Below are 15497 nucleotides of genomic sequence, written 5' to 3'. Positions count from 1 at the left end.
GACAATAGGTTGTAAATAAAATGTGTGGATCGAGAATCGTGCCCGCGCGGCGACACTTTTAGAGAAAACGGTAACGAATAGCAGGTATTCATGCCCGCGCGGCGACATTTTTAAAGGAAACGGTAACGAATAGAAGCTATTCGTGCCCGTACAGCGACACTTTTAAAGAAAACGGTAACGAATAGCTCTCATACCATGCCCATGAAGTCACCTTTTCCTAATATCCTAACTCATCAAGTACTCATATATCAAAAACGGCCCTTTATGCAGCGTAATCTCTAAAAATGTTTTTATGAAGGGATAATCTCGATTCGGCATCATTTTGGTTAGCTCACTCCACCATTCCGTTTCATATCTTGCAATCATACTTAAATTATAAAGCAAGAGATAATGGACCATCAGCTCGGGGAAAACAAATAAATTTTCCTTTTTAAGCGGCAGCACAAAAGAACCGTTTTCTAGATTAAATTTAATCGGTGAAATTCCCGTAAACGTACTTTTGTTGAATTGAAACAAGAGCCCTTCATTTGAAAACTCAATCTGATTTCCTGATTTTGATGTAAGAAACTCCTTCAATCTTTCCTCTGTCATATGATATTGATCCAATATTTTTTCTGGTACTGCCAATTGCCCATGCAGAGTATATATGGGTGTAAAAATGCTTTTTGACTCATGTTTCATAAACAGGTCATCTAATTCGGGAATGAGCTCTAACAGCTCTTCCATCGTAATTTTATCCCCTTCCAAACGTTTCATATGAAACATTTTCTCTGACATAAATGGAAAAAGTCCGTTCTTTTGAAACTTCACCTCGTCTTGGAAAAATTGGTAATTTTGTTTTTTTCTTTTCCTAGTTGAAACTCCATGAGCTAAAACAGATGTCGTTTCCGGATATGCCGGGTCTATCGTTAATATACATGCTTTAATTAAATGTACGAGACCATAAAAAAGTAAGATTGGTTTTAGGATAAGCGGTGCATTTTCTGCCTGTTGATAATAAATTTGCCCATGCTCGAGATAATAAAGAAAGGCATAGCAGTTTTCATAGCTCTTTTGTTCAGGGTTATCGATATTCCACTTTTTATAATTGCTTTTTAAATAGGTCTGACAATGCTCTGCAGAAAAAAAACTTGCATAGCTTTTCCATCCATTAAAGTTTGCTGCCAATGGTAATCACCTTTTTCAGAAAAATTAGACTAAATCGTTCTCCTTGACAGTATTTTGTCCAATTGATAACCTACAATTAAAAATTTTTTCCTGGAGGCCATAAAAATGTGGGAGAGTAAATTTGCTAAAGAAGGTTTAACGTTTGACGATGTCCTATTAATACCTGGTAAATCAGAAGTACTGCCGCGTGATGTAAATCTTCAAGTAGAGTTGTCGCCTAAGGTGAAGCTAAATATTCCAATTATTAGTGCAGGGATGGATACCGTAACAGAGGCAGAAATGGCGATTTCAATGGCTCGGCAGGGTGGACTGGGCATTATCCATAAAAATATGACAATTGAACAGCAAGCTGAACAGGTTGAAAAAGTTAAGAGATCTGAGAGTGGTGTTATCACCGACCCGTTTTACTTAACCCCAGAGCATCAGGTATTTGATGCCGAGCATTTAATGGGCAAATATCGAATTTCAGGAGTGCCAATTGTGAATAATCTTGAAGAGCAGAGACTAGTTGGCATTATAACCAATCGTGACCTGCGTTTTATTCAAGATTACTCTTATAAGATTTCAGATGTGATGACAAAAGAACATCTCGTTACAGCTCCAGTAGGAACCACTTTAAAAGAGGCTGAAAAGATCCTGCAAAAGTATAAAATTGAAAAGCTTCCGCTAGTAGACGACCAGGGTGTTTTGAAAGGGTTAATTACCATCAAGGATATTGAAAAGGTAATTGAGTTCCCAAATTCAGCAAAGGATAAGCAAGGGCGTTTATTAGCTGGTGCAGCAGTTGGGGTAACAAAGGATACGATGCTGCGGATTGAAAAGCTGGTAAAGGCAAATGTGGATGTTATTGTTGTAGATACAGCTCATGGTCATTCAAAGGGTGTACTTGATACCGTTAAGGAAATAAGAGGTCAATATCCTGATTTAACAATCGTTGCAGGGAATGTGGCAACGGGAGAAGCTACTGCGGCATTAATTGAAGCAGGGGCGGATGTCGTGAAGGTCGGAATCGGACCAGGGTCCATTTGTACGACACGAGTAGTTGCAGGTGTAGGCGTGCCGCAAATCACAGCTGTTTATGACTGTGCTACAGAGGCTAGAAAACACGGCAAGAGTATCATTGCAGACGGCGGCATTAAGTATTCAGGCGATATCGTGAAGGCACTAGCAGCAGGCGGTCATGCTGTTATGCTGGGAAGCATGCTTGCAGGTGTTACCGAAAGCCCTGGAGAAACTGAAATTTTCCAAGGACGCCGCTTTAAGGTATATCGTGGCATGGGTTCTGTAGCAGCGATGGAAAAGGGTTCAAAGGATCGTTATTTCCAGGAGGATAATAAGAAGTTTGTTCCTGAAGGAATCGAAGGGCGCCTGCCTTATAAAGGACCATTAGCTGAAACCATTTACCAATTAATCGGCGGCTTACGCTCTGGAATGGGCTATTGTGGAACAAAAGACCTAGAAGAATTAAGAAATAATGCTCAATTTGTAAAAATGTCAGGGGCAGGACTAAGGGAAAGTCATCCTCATGATGTCCAAATTACAAAAGAGGCTCCGAATTACTCATTATCTTAAGCTAAAACAGAGAAGCACTGCCTTCTCTGTCTTTTTTTTGTAAAAAGATAGTCCAATCCTCTGTCTATGATTTGAACTTTAGTTATGTTAAAATAACCAAAGTGTACAAAATCGTTGGAGGGTATTATTGTGAATAGACTTTTTTATCGGAAACTTATCGCCAGTTCCTTGGCAATGATCTTGATTTTTAGCCTTTTTGCAGGCATAGATAAAGCAGAGGCAGAAACTGTGGGTTTAGATGTTAATGCATCTGGAGCTATATTAGTTGATGCAGATACGGGCATGATTCTGTACGAAAAGAATTCTGAAACTGCTCTGGGAATTGCAAGTATGACAAAAATGATGACAGAATACTTACTTTTAGAAGCTGTAAAAGAAGGGAAAGTAAAGTGGGATCAAGAGTATGTAGTTTCTCCTGAACTTTCTAAAATGTCGCATGACAATAGTTTAAGTAATGTTTTTTTGCGTGTTGAAGCAAAGTATAAGGTAGAAGATTTGTATGCCGCGATGGCGATTGAATCCGCTAATGCTGCTACAATGGCCATTGCTGAAATTGTTGGAGGATCTGAAGCAAAGTTTGTAGAAATGATGAATAAAAAGGCAGCGGAGCTTGGTCTAAAAACGTATAAATTTGTAAACTCTTCAGGTTTAAATAATCGTGATATTTTAAAGCATTTTCCTGAAATAGTGGGTGACCCTGATGAGGAAAACATCATGTCTGCAAAGGATGTTGCCGCATTAGCGTCCCATTTATTACATGACTTCCCTGAGGTACTGAAAACATCCAGCATACCAGAAAAGATTTTTGCAAAGGGTACGGAAGATGAATTTGTAATGGACAACTGGAACTGGATGTTGGAAGGATACGAAGAACTTGCAGCGGATTACCCAAATTATCAACAATTCGTTTATGATGGTTTGGATGGTTTAAAAACAGGTTCCACCCCTTTTGCAGGTTATAACTTTACAGGAACAGCTATTCGAGATGGTCAACGATTTATATCTGTTGTTATGAATACAGGTTCCCAATCTGAAAGATTTAAAGAGACAAGAAAGATTCTAGACTTCGCATTTAATAATTTTAAAAAAGAAGAGATTATACCAAAGAATTATCAAGTTAAAGGCAATAAGACTTTACCTGTAATCAAGGGTAAAGAGGATCAAGTGAAAATTTATACAAAAGATGCTGTTAACATGGTTGTAAAGAACGGGGAAAAGGATAATTTCAAAACCGTTTTAACACTCGATAAAAAGAAGGTTAATAAACAAGGCGAACTTACGGCACCTATTAAAAAGGGTGAAAAGGTTGGAACTTTATCCATTCAACCTAAAGACGCTGAAAGTTTAGGGTTTTTAACAGATAAAGGGCAGAACAATATTACCGTTGATGTCATTGCAGCTGAGGATGTTGAAAAGGCAAATTGGTTCGTTTTGATGATGAGAGGAATCGGTGGATTCTTTGGAGATCTTTGGGGAGGCATCTCTGACACGGTTAAAGGTTGGTTTTAATAAATAGGAAATATATAGCAAAGGGATTCTTGTCTTGACAGGAATCCTTTTTTGTTGCTTTAATTATTTTATGGAAACAATCTAATTCCGAATGAATTAACAATATTTCCTAAATTTATACGTTAATTTTTTGCAATATTTATAAAAATGGAACTTACAAGGGGGATTTATCATGAAAACAGGTACAGATCGAGTAAAACGCGGAATGGCCGAAATGCAAAAGGGCGGCGTCATCATGGACGTTGTAAATGCGGAGCAGGCAAGAATTGCTGAAGAGGCTGGCGCAGTTGCTGTAATGGCTCTAGAGCGTGTACCATCTGACATCCGTGCAGCTGGCGGTGTTGCCAGAATGGCTGACCCAAGGATTATTGAAGAGGTTCTAAATGCAGTATCAATCCCAGTAATGGCGAAGGCAAGAATTGGACATATTGTAGAAGCACGTGTGCTTGAAGCAATGGGTGTTGACTACCTTGATGAAAGTGAAGTTTTAACACCTGCTGATGAAGAATATCATTTATATAAAAGTGACTTTACTGTTCCATTTGTTTGTGGCTGCCGCGACCTTGGTGAGGCTGCCCGCAGGATTGGGGAAGGAGCTTCCATGCTTCGTACGAAAGGCGAGCCTGGAACAGGTAATATCGTTGAAGCTGTTCGCCATATGCGTAAAGTGAATGGACAAGTTCGTAAAGTAGTAGGAATGAATGTAGATGAGCTTATGACAGAAGCAAAACTATTAGGAGCACCATTTGAATTACTTCTTGAAATTAAGCGTCTTGGCCGCCTTCCGGTTGTTAACTTTGCAGCTGGCGGTGTTGCAACTCCTGCTGATGCGGCATTGATGATGGAGTTGGGCGCCGACGGTGTATTCGTAGGTTCAGGAATTTTTAAATCTGAGAACCCAGCTAAGTTTGCAAGAGCTATTGTGGAAGCTACTACTCATTACCAAGACTACAAATTGATTGCTGAGCTTTCTAAGGACCTAGGAACACCAATGAAAGGTATTGAGATATCTTCACTAGCTCCTGAAGCACGCATGCAGGATAGAGGCTGGTAAGATCATGGTTAAAGTAGGAGTCCTTGCCTTACAGGGTGCTGTGCGTGAACATATTCGCTCTATTGAGGAATGTGGGGTCGAAGCTGTTGCCATTAAGCGAATAGAAGAATTAAAAGAGGTAGATGGCTTGATTCTTCCCGGTGGTGAAAGCACTGCGATGCGCCGCTTGATTGATAAATATAATTTCATGGATGCACTTAAGGAATTTGCTGCGGAAGGTAAACCGATGTTCGGTACATGTGCAGGTCTTATTCTATTAGCTAAAAACCTAGTAGGCCACGAGCCTCATATTGGTGTGATGGACATTACGGTCGAACGAAACTCCTTTGGACGCCAGGTCGATAGCTTTGAGGCTGACCTCGCGATTAAGGATGTAGCTGACAGTTTCCCTGCAGTCTTTATCCGTGCACCGCACATTGTTGAAGCTGGTTCAGAAGTAGAAATTCTTTCAAAGCACAATGACCGCATTGTGGCCGCACGCGAAGGCCAATTCCTTGGCTGCTCATTCCATCCAGAATTAACAGATAAGCATGAGCTTACGGCTTATTTTGTTGACATGGTAAAGGAAGCAAAAGCAAAACAATTGGTATAATTTGTTTGCATTTTGCGAATAATTATAGTAAATTTTTAATAAATAAATAAAAGTGAAAGCAATGAGAGGAACTAGTAACAGGAAGTTCATTCTAAAGAGAGCCGGTGGCTGGTGTGAATCGGTGTTTGAAGCTTGTGAATCCCTCCTCGAGTAAGGTGCGGAACACCCTATATGGGTCAGTAAGTACTTTCGGTAAAAACCGTTAATTTTTTTCAAGGTGGACAGACTAATAGCTGTCAACCAGGGTGGTAACGCGGGTAACTCTCGTCCCTGTTTTGGGGACGGGAGTTTTTTGTATTTATTTTTTATTAACCTAGCTGCAGCGCCTAGGGGCTCGGGGTCATAAGCCCCTGAACAAGGCGCTTACGCTTTATAATAAAGGAGCGATAAAGATGTTAGATATTAAAGTATTAAGAGCTAATTTTGAAGAGGTTAAGGGAAAACTTCAACACCGTGGGGAGGACCTAACAGACCTTGGTAAATTTGAGGATTTAGATCAGCGCAGACGTGATTTAATTGTTGAGGCTGAACAATTGAAAAGTAAGCGGAATGAGGTTTCTCAGCAGGTTGCAGCACTAAAGCGTGAAAAAGCCGATGCTGACCATCTTATTGTGGAAATGCGTGAGGTAGGAGATAGAATTAAAGTGTTGGATGAGGAGCTCCGCAGTGTCGAGGAAACCCTTGATTTGTTGTTAATGAGCATTCCGAATATTCCCCATGAAAGTGTTCCAATTGGTGAAACAGAGGATGATAACGTTGAAATTAGAAAATGGGGTCATGTCCGCGACTTTGAATTTGAAGCGAAGCCGCACTGGGACGTTGCGGACCACTTGGCAATTCTTGACTTTGAACGTGCGGGCAAAGTTACCGGCAGCCGCTTTGTTTTTTATAAAGGGCTTGGGGCCCGCTTAGAGCGTGCACTTATGAACTTTATGCTTGATCTCCATGTGGATGAACATGGCTATAAAGAAATTTTACCGCCTTATATGGTCAACCGTGCGAGCATGACAGGTACTGGACAACTGCCAAAATTCGAAGAAGATGCATTCTTAATTGAAAATGAAGATTATTTCTTAATTCCAACCGCAGAGGTGCCTGTCACCAATCTCCATCGTGATGAAATATTAAGCGGAGATGAGCTTCCAATCCGCTTTGCAGCGTACAGTGCATGCTTCCGTTCTGAAGCTGGTTCTGCTGGACGTGATACGCGGGGATTAATTCGCCAGCACCAATTCAACAAGGTGGAACTAGTGAAGTTTGTTAAGCCAGAGGATTCTTACGAGGAGCTTGAGAAACTGACAAGTGATGCAGAGCGTGTCCTTCAATTACTCGAGCTACCTTACCGTGTGTTAAGCATGTGTACAGGTGACCTCGGCTTTACGGCTGCCAAAAAGTACGATATTGAGGTTTGGATTCCAAGCTATGGCACCTACCGAGAGATTTCTTCTTGCAGTAACTTTGAAGCTTTCCAGGCGCGTCGTGCCAATATTCGCTTCCGCCGTGATCCAAAGGCAAAACCTGAGCATGTCCACACACTAAACGGATCTGGGCTTGCTATTGGGCGGACTGTTGCGGCTATTTTAGAAAATTACCAGCAGGAGGATGGCAGTGTGGTTATCCCGAATGTGTTACGTCCATATATGGGAAATAAAGAGGTTATCGTTCCAGAATAATAAAAAATAATTTTATTTTATTAATTTGTTGACACGATTAGATTACTGTGTTAATCTATATCTTGTCAACACGGAGGAATACCCAAGTCTGGCTGAAGGGATCGGTCTTGAAAACCGACAGGCGGGTCATACCGCGCGGGGGTTCGAATCCCTCTTCCTCCTCCATTAATTTTAATTTTAATATAATCGCGCATAAAACTGGAGATAAAATCCGTCCCAAGCAATTGGGCGGATTTTTTTTATGCATTTTTTCAAATAATAAAAAAGAAGCACATATTGGATTACCCAATATGTGCTTTTGTCATATTTAAAATTTCCTTTAATCGCTCATCCACTTCACGACATACTCTTATCGCATCTTCAGGCCTTTTAACAACATCCGTATTGTCCATATCAATAATTAAGACATCACTGGCATTATAGTTATTAATAACCCATTCATCATAACCCTTCCAAACTTCAAAGTAATATTCTTTCAGTTCCGGGTTAATTTCAAAGCTTCTGCCACGGGCCATAATACGATCAATTACCGTATCGAAGGAGCCTTTTAAATAAACCATTAAATCAGGAGCTTTTTTAGGAAGTTCATTTAACTCTTCCATCATGTTTTCAACTAAATCTTCATATATCTTAAATTCAAGTTCAGAAATTCTTCCTAGATTTTTGTTTACATAAGCAAAATACCAATCTTCGTAAATGGAGCGATCTTGAATGGTGTAAATAGGCTCTCTCCAACTTACACAATCTTTTACCGTTTTAAAACGTTTATTTAAGAAAAACAATTGTAATAGGAAGGGAATTCTTCTTGCATCTAGTTCCTCAGGTGTTAATTCATAATAAAGAGGAAGAATTGGATTATCATCAACAGTCTCATAAAAGACCTTACTCTCAATGCCGCTTTTTTGAAAATGTGCATTTAATGTATCAGCTACACTTGTTTTACCAAGACCTATCATACCACCAATAACGATACTCACTTACATCCCCCAATTCTCATACTGTGTTAGTCGTGCTGCTTTTTTTTAATGAGCCTATAAGCTTTTCAATAATAAAATTTAAATCATCTTCATTTTTTACAAAATCTAATTCATCACCATTAAAACGAAGAACAGGAATTTCAGGATGTGTTTGCTCAAAGCTCGTTATCGTTTGTTCGTAATCAATCGATAACTGCTCTAAATATAAGGGACTGATATTTTTCTCTACTTCGCGTCCTCGTATTTTAATTCGCTTTAGCAGAGTATCAAGACTCGCATTGAGATAGATAATTACATTTGGCTTTGGCATGTCTTCTGTTAGGAGCTGATATATTTTATAGTATTTTTGATATTCAACGGGGTTTAGAGTCCTCTGGGCAAAAATTAAGTTCTTTAAAATATTGTAATCTGCTACAACAGCCTGACTTTTACTTAAGAAGTGGGTATTGATATCCCCTAATTGCTTATAGCGATTGCAGAGAAAAAACATTTCCGTTTGGAAACTCCATTCCTCGATATTGTCATAAAACTTCCCCAAAAATGGATTTTCATCAACGATTTCTTTTAATAAAGCAAAATTAAATTGATCTGAAATGGCTTTTGCGAGAGATGTCTTACCTACACCAATCGGCCCTTCAACGGTTATAAAGGGAGTATACCCCATTGCATGTCCTCCTTCTCCAATTGCCTGCAATTTCTATGTTTAACCAGCAATATGCCGGAAGTACTTATTCAAAGTTCAATAAAGGCACAAATATTATATTATCATAATCTGCCGCAGGAAGGGATATGGAAATTATTGAAGAAGAAATATAAATGTCGATTATATGAAAAAACTGCCGAATATCGGCAGTTTATGGAGGTAATGATATTAACTTCTTTTAACCACATTGAAATTTTCAACAATTAACAGCCAATTTTGCGGAAATGCTAAGCCAAGTTTCCAATAACTCATACCGCGAATCTTTAACTCTTTAATCAAATTAAACTTTGCCTGAATGGAGCGGGCATCTTCAAACCAAACCTCATGCCGCTTGCCATCTTCAGCAGTATATCGGAAAAAAGGAGCTTGTGCCTTTGTATCATACTGAATCTGAACCTTGTATCTAGCTGCAAGTTCAATTGCCTGTTGTGGACTTACTGCTTTTGCTACAGTGCCTTGAACAAATGGAAGTGTCCAGTCGTATCCATACAGGTTCTGTCCCATCATAATTTTATTTGGGGGCATTTCCGTTATCGCATATTCTAACACTCTTCGAACCTGATCAATGGGGGAAACGGCCATGGCAGGACCGCCACTGTAGCCCCACTCATAGGTCATAATAACAACAAAATCAGCAATCTGACCGTGTGCCCGATAGTCATGGCCTTCATACCACTTTCCCTTTTGTGTAGCACTTGTTTTAGGGGCAAGAGCAGTTGACATTAACCAGCCTTCCCTTTGGAACCGTGCCTTTGCCTTTCGTAAAAATGCGTTATAGGCTTCACGGTCTGCGGGCCGTAAAAATTCAAAATCAAAATGAATATCTCGAAACCCGTATTTCTTTGCAGTAGCCACAATATTATTTAAGAATTTATCTTGAATTGGGATATCATTAAGTAAAATACGGCCTAATTCATCACTAAATTGATCATTTTCTTGGTTATTGATGACCATCATTAAAACATTTCGATTGGCTCTCGCAATGGCTGGAAAATTATTTAATAAGGGTTCCTTTAAAGATCCATCCCTTAGAGCCTGAAAGCTGAATGGGGCCAGGTAAGTTAAATAGGGTGCTGCTTCCCGTGCGCTGCTTTCTAAGATTGGGGCTACAGATGTGCCACGGGGTTCTACATAGGCATTAAATTCTGCTCTTCTTTTTGGTGCCTGCGGGATATAAAGACGAAATCCAACATAGAGCTGCTGGTTTAATGAAATACGATTAACCGAGGCAATTTGTTGATAAGGCACGCCTGTTTTTTGCCCGATAGACCATAGACTGTCTCCTGGCTGTACATAATAAAAACTGCCAACGATCGGAATCACCATTGCTTGACCGACGACAAGATTATTTGGATTAGGGATGTCATTTGCTTCAACAATATCATTCACGGTTGTATTGTAGGCCCTCGCAATGGTCGTTAATGATTCATTACTTTTCACAACATGAATTTGCATATTCTTCCCCTCCTAAGCAAGAACGCTACATCTATTATATGAGTGATAGGATTGATTCATGATATAATGGAAAAAATATCAATCTTACGTATTGAAATGATGAAGATAATGTAAGGCGGTAATCCTCATGGCAATTGAAGAATTTACTGATGAATACTACATGAAAGAAGCTATCAAGGAAGCGAAGAAGGCAGAAGATTTACGAGAGGTGCCAATTGGAGCAATCCTCGTTATCGATGGAAAAATTATTTCCCGTGCACATAATTTACGTGAAAGTAAACAAAGTGCAGTTGCCCATGCAGAGCTGCTGGCGATTGAACAAGCATGTAAAGAAACGGGTTCATGGCGTCTGGAAAATGCACATCTTTATGTCACACTAGAGCCCTGTGCAATGTGTTCAGGAGCGATTATCCTATCGAGGGTCAGTAGAGTAGTTTTTGGTGCATCAGATCCAAAGGGAGGATGCGCTGGAACGTTTATGAATCTCCTGCAGGATGAACGGTTCAATCATCAAAGTGAAGTAAAGCGTGGTGTGCTGGAAGCAGAGTGCGGTCAGTTACTTTCTGACTTCTTTCGTAAGCTCCGAAAACAAAGGAAAATAGTAAAAAAACAGTCTTTACAGGAATTTACAATTGATAAAGATTGATTTTTTTGTTGAAAGTTAGTATACTAAAAAGGCGTCAGATAAGGCGCCTAAAATTATTATCAACTTTGCCGTGCTAGGCGGGGAGGTAGCGGTGCCCTGTACTCGCAATCCGCTCTAGCGAGGCTGAATCCCTTCCCGAGGCTGGTATCCTGTAGGGTCCGCCTTAAGTAAGTGGTGTTGACGCCCGGGTCCTGCGCAATGGGAATCCATGAACCATGTCAGGTCCGGAAGGAAGCAGCATTAAGTGGAAGCTCCCATGTGCCGCAGGGTGGCCTGGGCCGAGCTAACTGCTTAAGCAGCGCCTATGGGTGCGAAGTCGACGGAAGGTGCACGGCAGTTTATAATGTAAAAGCAACTCATCTCATTGAAGAGATGAGTTTTTTTGTATTCACCTAGAAAAATTGAAAAATTGAAAAGGGTTAAGTTATAATGGTTAGGAGAGAAACTTTGGAGGGGGCGATGTTTTGGCTTATCGGGCTTTATATCGTGTTTGGCGTCCTCAGCAATTTATTGATGTAGTAGGACAAGAACATGTAACGAAAACATTGCAAAACGCCCTACTTCAACAAAAAATTTCCCATGCCTATTTATTTAATGGGCCGCGAGGAACTGGTAAAACAAGTGCAGCGAAAATATTGGCTAAAGCAGTAAATTGTGAACGAGCACCCGTTTCTGAACCCTGCAATGAATGTGCTGCCTGTAAGGGAATTACGAATGGAACGATATCTGATGTGCTTGAATTTGACGCAGCTTCCAACTCGAGAGTGGAAGAAATGCGGGATGTTCTAGATAAGGTAAAGTTCGCACCAACCTCTGTTCGCTACAAGGTCTATATTATTGATGAAGTGCATATGCTTTCGATTAGTGCCTTTAATGCTTTGTTAAAAACATTGGAAGAACCGCCTCAGCATGTTATCTTCATTTTAGCTACGACTGAGCCTCATAAAATACCGCTAACCATTATCTCCAGGTGTCAACGATTTGATTTTAGACGGATTACAGCACAATCCATTGTAAATCGAATGAAGTTAATCGTCGAAGAAACTGGGGTTAATTGCGAAGAGGATGCTCTAAAAATGATTGCGAGAGCGGCTGAAGGCGGTATGCGTGACGCATTAAGTCTTTTAGACCAAGCTATTTCCTTTAGCCAGGAAAGCGTGACAGTTGAAGATGCTTTAACAGTAACTGGAGCTGTCTCACAAGGATTCTTAAACAAGCTTGCAAGGTCAGTTCTGGACAAGGATGTAGCCAGCGGTTTAGAAGCCTTAGAGGAATTGTTATTTCATGGGAAGGATCCTTCAAGATTTATCGAGGATTTTATTTTATACTACCGAGATATACTGTTATATAAAACAGCACCAAATCTTGAAGAGTCATTAGATAGAGTCTTGTTAGATGAGGAGTTCCGTCAAATTGCTGAGTCTGTTCCTTATGATCAGATTTACCAGCTTATTGAATTGTTAAATAAAACTCAACAGGATATGCGATGGACCAACCATCCGAGGATCTTTTTAGAAGTTGCGATTGTTAAGCTGTGTCAAACAGAGGTAAAACAGCAGGAGCAAATGCCTTCTGGACAAATGTCTCAACTGCTTGCCAAACTAGAACAGCTTGAGCATGAACTACAACAGTTAAAAATGAATGGACCAGCAGTTGTCCAAGATGCAGCGCCACAGGCTGCGCAAAAGCCTGCACAAAGAAGTTCAAGAAAAGGATTCCAGCCTGCTGTTGGAAGGATAAATGAAGTATTAAAGAATGCGACAAAGAATGATTTAAATCAAATTAAAAGCAAATGGGGTGAAATGAGAGGTCGATTAATGAAATCTCATGCAGCTTTATTGAATGAAGCAGAGCCTGCTGCTGCTTCAGCCAATGCTTTTATTTTAAAATTTAAACATGAAATTCACTGTCAAATGGCCATGGATAATAACCGTTTTATCGAGACGATTACGCTTGCTCTTCAAGAACTAACTGGAAATAGATATCTCGTGCTTGGGGTACCAGAAGAGCAATGGGTTTCGATTCGAGAAAACTTCTTAAGTACTCAGCATCTAGTTGAAGGAGAATCTTCTGAGTCTAAACCAGAAGACGAGCCGCATATTGCGGAAGCCAAAAACTTATTCGGTGCGGAATTTGTTGAAATAATTGACTAATAAAATGGAGGTTGAAGGAAATATGCGTGGTGGAATGGGAAATATGCAAAATATGATGAAGCAAATGCAAAAAATGCAAAAGAAAATGGCTGAGGCACAAGAAGAATTAGGTCAACAGAAGATTGAAGGAACAGCTGGCGGCGGCATGGTCACTGTCATTGTAACAGGACATAAAGAAGTGGTAGACGTACAAATTAAACCTGAAGCTGTAGACCCTGACGACATCGAAATGCTTCAAGATCTTGTGTTGGCAGCAACAAACGATGCCCTAAAGAAGGTTGAAGAGCTCACAAACAATACAATGGGCCAATTTACAAAAGGAATGAATCTTCCATTTTAATTCATGATGAGCAAGCATATGCGCCTTTTTAAAGGCGCATATGCTTTTCTAGGAGAGGAATAATAAAAGAATGCATTATCCAGAACCGATTTCTAAGTTGATTGACAGTTTCATGAAGCTGCCTGGTATCGGACCCAAAACGGCTGGTCGTTTGGCCTTTTATGTTTTAAGTATGAAGGAAGATACTGTGCTCGATTTTGCTAAAGCACTTGTAAATGCCAAACGAAATTTAACCTATTGTTCTGTCTGTGGACATATAACAGACCAGGACCCATGCTATATATGTGAAGACCAACGCCGAGATAAGAGTACAATTTGTGTTGTTCAAGACCCAAAGGATGTCATTGCGATGGAAAAGATGAAGGAATTTAATGGTAAGTATCATGTTTTACATGGTGCGATTTCACCCATGGAGGGTATTGGTCCAGAGGATATTAATATTCCCGACCTCCTAAAGCGTCTACATGATGAAACTGTACAGGAAGTGATCTTAGCAACGAATCCAAATATTGAAGGAGAGGCAACGGCGATGTATATTTCTCGTTTGCTGAAACCATCAGGCATTAAGATCACACGGATTGCTCACGGACTTCCTGTTGGAGGAGACCTAGAATACGCAGACGAAGTTACTTTATCAAAAGCTCTCGAGGGTAGAAGAGAGATCTAAACCGAAAAGCGGAAGCGCCTTGCACAGGGGTGACAGGCATAAGACGAGCCGGCGAGAAGGTTGTTCTTTAACCTTCTTGACGGATTGGCTTATGACCCCGAGCCCCTAGGCGCTGCAGCTAGACAAGTACCGGGGGAATAACGATGTTTTTTAAGCGTAAAGGGTGGCTTCGGAAAGAGTTTGATGAAAAACTTTTAACCCAGTTACAGGAGTATAAAGAACATTGGCAGGAGCAAAAACAATTATTAGATAAAAGTTTTGACCCTTCAGAGGAAGCGATTTGTCAGACGAAAATCGCCCAAGCAAAGTACTTCTTTCTATTAAAGGAAGCAAAAGAAAGAAATGTAAGGATTAAAAGGTAAAAATTAAGCTATTCCTATACAAGGTCTATTTTTTATAACTTGTACATATGTTGTTATAAAAAGAGTTGAAGGGGGATAGCTTTATTGGAACCAATTATAATCATTTCGATATTAGGCGGGCTTGTACTTATTCTTTTGTTTTCTGGAGCTCCTTTTAAGCCGGCAAGATTTATTGGTCAAGCTGTTGTCAAATTATTAATTGGAGCAATGCTATTATTCTTCTTAAATACTGCGGGTAATAGTTTTGGTATTCATGTCCCAATTAATTTTGCAACATCGGCTGTATCAGGTTTTCTGGGGATTCCAGGATTAGTGGCGCTGGCTGCTATTCAAAAGTTTATCATCTAATCTAAAACTGCCGCTGGAAAACAGCGGTTTTTTACTGCTCTAAAAACAATTATATTTAATTAAGTAAAATCTATTGACCAATCCTATATTGTGCTGTAATATAGGAAAAGTCGTCACAAGCGACAACGCAACAAATTAAAAAAGCTATTGACATTAATAACTTGATTATGATATATTAATAAAGTCGCTTTTGAGCGAAAGAGAAAAATTGATCTTTGAAAACTAAACAAACAAGAACGTCAACAAACAATTTTTTAGCTTTTTATAAAAGCTAAGCCA

Annotated in this window: 15 protein-coding genes, 1 tRNA gene, 1 other RNA gene and 1 other annotated feature; of the genes, 13 read left to right on the top strand and 4 right to left on the bottom strand. The window is 39.9% G+C overall.

The window, feature by feature from the left end; all coding sequences use genetic code 11:
* Positions 1–225 precede the first annotated feature (225 nt).
* Entirely contained in the window at positions 226–1167 is a 942-nt protein-coding gene (locus ACY3XC_RS28515; RefSeq protein ID WP_464871542.1) for a YaaC family protein, read from the bottom strand.
* A 105-nt stretch (positions 1168–1272) separates the two neighbouring features.
* Here ACY3XC_RS28515 and guaB point away from each other — a divergent pair, with 105 nt between their 5' ends.
* From guaB to ACY3XC_RS28485, 6 genes are all read left to right on the top strand, one after another.
* The gene (gene guaB, locus ACY3XC_RS28510; protein ID WP_464871541.1) at positions 1273–2739 is read left to right on the top strand and encodes an IMP dehydrogenase; all 1467 of its coding nucleotides are present in this window, start codon (positions 1273–1275) and stop codon (positions 2737–2739) included.
* A gap of 174 nt (positions 2740–2913) precedes the next feature.
* Complete coding sequence (locus tag ACY3XC_RS28505; RefSeq protein WP_464871543.1) at positions 2914–4248, top strand: D-alanyl-D-alanine carboxypeptidase family protein; 1335 nt, start codon at positions 2914–2916, stop codon at positions 4246–4248.
* A gap of 169 nt (positions 4249–4417) precedes the next feature.
* Entirely contained in the window at positions 4418–5302 is an 885-nt protein-coding gene (pdxS, locus tag ACY3XC_RS28500; RefSeq protein WP_179161644.1) for a pyridoxal 5'-phosphate synthase lyase subunit PdxS, read from the top strand.
* Between the two features lie 4 nt (positions 5303–5306).
* Positions 5307–5894, top strand: coding sequence for a pyridoxal 5'-phosphate synthase glutaminase subunit PdxT (pdxT, locus tag ACY3XC_RS28495; RefSeq protein ID WP_464871540.1), 588 nt, complete (start codon positions 5307–5309; stop codon positions 5892–5894).
* A 52-nt stretch (positions 5895–5946) separates the two neighbouring features.
* Positions 5947–6169, top strand: a binding site (T-box leader).
* 117 nt (positions 6170–6286) lie between these two features.
* Positions 6287–7567 (top strand): serine--tRNA ligase, encoded by a 1281-nt coding sequence (serS, locus tag ACY3XC_RS28490; protein ID WP_179161635.1) that lies wholly within the window; start codon positions 6287–6289, stop codon positions 7565–7567.
* A 72-nt stretch (positions 7568–7639) separates the two neighbouring features.
* Positions 7640–7732: transfer RNA gene (locus ACY3XC_RS28485), tRNA-Ser, on the top strand.
* A 116-nt stretch (positions 7733–7848) separates the two neighbouring features.
* Here the strand turns inward: ACY3XC_RS28485 and ACY3XC_RS28480 are convergent.
* The 3 genes from ACY3XC_RS28480 to ACY3XC_RS28470 form a co-directional block, all read right to left on the bottom strand.
* On the bottom strand, positions 7849–8544 hold the full coding sequence (locus tag ACY3XC_RS28480) for a deoxynucleoside kinase (protein ID WP_464871539.1): 696 nt from the start codon (positions 8542–8544) through the stop codon (positions 7849–7851).
* Positions 8545–8560: 16 nt separating this feature from the next.
* Positions 8561–9208 carry a deoxynucleoside kinase gene (locus tag ACY3XC_RS28475; protein WP_464871538.1) on the bottom strand — a complete coding sequence of 216 codons (648 nt, stop codon included), beginning with the start codon at positions 9206–9208 and terminating at the stop codon, positions 8561–8563.
* A 207-nt stretch (positions 9209–9415) separates the two neighbouring features.
* Complete coding sequence (locus tag ACY3XC_RS28470; RefSeq protein WP_464871537.1) at positions 9416–10702, bottom strand: LysM peptidoglycan-binding domain-containing protein; 1287 nt, start codon at positions 10700–10702, stop codon at positions 9416–9418.
* A 127-nt stretch (positions 10703–10829) separates the two neighbouring features.
* Here ACY3XC_RS28470 and tadA point away from each other — a divergent pair, with 127 nt between their 5' ends.
* From tadA to ACY3XC_RS28435, 7 genes are all read left to right on the top strand, one after another.
* Positions 10830–11348 (top strand): tRNA adenosine(34) deaminase TadA, encoded by a 519-nt coding sequence (gene tadA / locus ACY3XC_RS28465; RefSeq protein ID WP_464871536.1) that lies wholly within the window; start codon positions 10830–10832, stop codon positions 11346–11348.
* Between the two features lie 68 nt (positions 11349–11416).
* An RNA gene (ffs, locus tag ACY3XC_RS28460) (signal recognition particle sRNA large type) lies at positions 11417–11682 on the top strand.
* A gap of 130 nt (positions 11683–11812) precedes the next feature.
* Entirely contained in the window at positions 11813–13501 is a 1689-nt protein-coding gene (dnaX, locus tag ACY3XC_RS28455) for a DNA polymerase III subunit gamma/tau (protein ID WP_464871535.1), read from the top strand.
* A 22-nt stretch (positions 13502–13523) separates the two neighbouring features.
* Positions 13524–13841, top strand: coding sequence for a YbaB/EbfC family nucleoid-associated protein (locus tag ACY3XC_RS28450; RefSeq protein WP_045519285.1), 318 nt, complete (start codon positions 13524–13526; stop codon positions 13839–13841).
* Between the two features lie 70 nt (positions 13842–13911).
* A complete protein-coding gene (recR, locus tag ACY3XC_RS28445; RefSeq protein ID WP_464871534.1) occupies positions 13912–14508 on the top strand; it encodes a recombination mediator RecR in 597 nt (198 codons plus the stop codon).
* Positions 14509–14651: 143 nt separating this feature from the next.
* A complete protein-coding gene (locus tag ACY3XC_RS28440; protein ID WP_179161642.1) occupies positions 14652–14870 on the top strand; it encodes a YaaL family protein in 219 nt (72 codons plus the stop codon).
* Positions 14871–14954: 84 nt separating this feature from the next.
* Positions 14955–15218: a pro-sigmaK processing inhibitor BofA family protein gene (locus tag ACY3XC_RS28435; RefSeq protein ID WP_464871532.1), complete on the top strand. Its 264-nt coding sequence runs from the start codon at positions 14955–14957 to the stop codon at positions 15216–15218.
* Positions 15219–15497: the final 279 nt, after the last annotated feature.

This window comes from Bacillus sp. CZDM1 (genome assembly GCF_055502545.1).
Note: the sequence above shows the minus strand (reverse complement) of the source record. Positions and strands in the feature narration are given on the sequence as shown.

Coding starts and splice junctions, on each gene's coding strand:
- guaB (WP_464871541.1), top strand. CDS start 1,273: ATGTGGGAGAGTAAATTTGCTAAAGAAGGTTTAACGTTTGACGATGTC.
- ACY3XC_RS28505 (WP_464871543.1), top strand. CDS start 2,914: ATGATCTTGATTTTTAGCCTTTTTGCAGGCATAGATAAAGCAGAGGCA.
- pdxT (WP_464871540.1), top strand. CDS start 5,307: ATGGTTAAAGTAGGAGTCCTTGCCTTACAGGGTGCTGTGCGTGAACAT.
- serS (WP_179161635.1), top strand. CDS start 6,287: ATGTTAGATATTAAAGTATTAAGAGCTAATTTTGAAGAGGTTAAGGGA.
- ACY3XC_RS28475 (WP_464871538.1), bottom strand. CDS start 9,208: ATGGGGTATACTCCCTTTATAACCGTTGAAGGGCCGATTGGTGTAGGT.
- ACY3XC_RS28470 (WP_464871537.1), bottom strand. CDS start 10,702: ATGCAAATTCATGTTGTGAAAAGTAATGAATCATTAACGACCATTGCG.
- tadA (WP_464871536.1), top strand. CDS start 10,830: ATGGCAATTGAAGAATTTACTGATGAATACTACATGAAAGAAGCTATC.
- ACY3XC_RS28450 (WP_045519285.1), top strand. CDS start 13,524: ATGCGTGGTGGAATGGGAAATATGCAAAATATGATGAAGCAAATGCAA.
- recR (WP_464871534.1), top strand. CDS start 13,912: ATGCATTATCCAGAACCGATTTCTAAGTTGATTGACAGTTTCATGAAG.
- ACY3XC_RS28440 (WP_179161642.1), top strand. CDS start 14,652: ATGTTTTTTAAGCGTAAAGGGTGGCTTCGGAAAGAGTTTGATGAAAAA.